General features: G+C 57.9%; 2 protein-coding genes. Both read right to left on the bottom strand.

Annotated elements, in window-relative coordinates; all coding sequences use genetic code 11:
* Window positions 1-41: 41 nt before the first annotated feature.
* Window positions 42-476, bottom strand: coding sequence for a hypothetical protein (locus tag JF66_RS20650; RefSeq protein ID WP_231556545.1), 435 nt, complete (start codon window positions 474-476; stop codon window positions 42-44).
* The gene (locus JF66_RS20645) at window positions 473-871 is read right to left on the bottom strand and encodes a VOC family protein (RefSeq protein WP_035880826.1); all 399 of its coding nucleotides are present in this window, start codon (window positions 869-871) and stop codon (window positions 473-475) included. Before JF66_RS20645 ends, JF66_RS20650 begins: the two co-directional genes overlap by 4 nt.
* Window positions 872-1,025 lie beyond the last annotated feature (154 nt).

Raw genomic sequence — 1,025 nt, 5'->3', positions numbered from 1 at the left:
GAATTAATCATGGCCACCCGAGGCTGAACGGCGCGCCCGGCTCAGTGATCGGGCAGGGTTCCGTGGCTGTTGTTGTAGATCTTGCCGTTCTTCGGGTGCGTGAACTTCAGCCCTGCCCACGTGTCGTCAATGCGCAGGCATGTGCTCTCGACGAGGCCGTGACTGTATCCGATCTCGATGACCTTCGGCAGAGTGAGATCTGAGCCCAGCTTCCGCGCCTTGGGCCAGGAGAGCCACAACATGCCCGACGGCTTCAGATGGAGTTTGAGTATTGGAAAGATGTCGTGCATCTCGGATTGAGTCACGCTGAAGAAATGGATGTACTCGAAGTCACCCTGGAGATCCTCGCTGACCTCCAATTCCGGAAGCCCGATGGCCTTCAGGGCCGACGCGGGGGCGTTCACGAAGCGGGCCAGCGCACCCTTCTGGATTCCCATCTTCTGGGCGACAGACCGAGAAATGACCGCTTCGCTCATTTCCCGGAAACCTTCTTGAGCACCTCGAGATAGTGCGGGTTACACATAATCCCCAGGATATTGCCGAAAGGGTCGACGACGGAGGCCGTCACAAATCCTTCACTGCGGTCAGTCGGCGGTTGGTATTCGGTCGCCCCCATCGACAGCAGTTTCTTGAATGACCCTGGGAGGTCGTCCACGTGCCATTGGATGATCTCGCCGGCCGGCCCATCTGGCGCTGGCGGCGCGTATGTCGCGTCAATGATTCCCAGCTCGTTCTGATAGTCGCCAACCCTGAACTCCACGTAGCCGGGCATCTGAAAGTACGCATCGATACCCAGCAGCTCGCTGTACCACTTGCGTGCCGCCTCCAGATCGGCGGCGAAATAGCTGACGGTGGCAAATCCTCGCAACATGTGGTCTTCCTTCTGATTCAGGTGATTTCAGTCTCCACCAGTAAAGTGCTCACCTTCTGACTACTTTGTTTGCGACAATTGATTTATGCGCGCAGATCGCCTCGTCGCCACACTCCTACTGATGCAGGCGCGGGGACGCGTGACAGCGAAGGAA

The sequence above is a fragment of the Cryobacterium sp. MLB-32 genome (genome assembly GCF_000738085.1).
GTDB lineage: Bacteria > Actinomycetota > Actinomycetes > Actinomycetales > Microbacteriaceae > Cryobacterium.
This window is presented reverse-complemented; position numbering and strand designations above follow the sequence as displayed.

Coding starts and splice junctions, on each gene's coding strand:
- JF66_RS20650 (WP_231556545.1), bottom strand. CDS start 476: ATGAGCGAAGCGGTCATTTCTCGGTCTGTCGCCCAGAAGATGGGAATC.
- JF66_RS20645 (WP_035880826.1), bottom strand. CDS start 871: ATGTTGCGAGGATTTGCCACCGTCAGCTATTTCGCCGCCGATCTGGAG.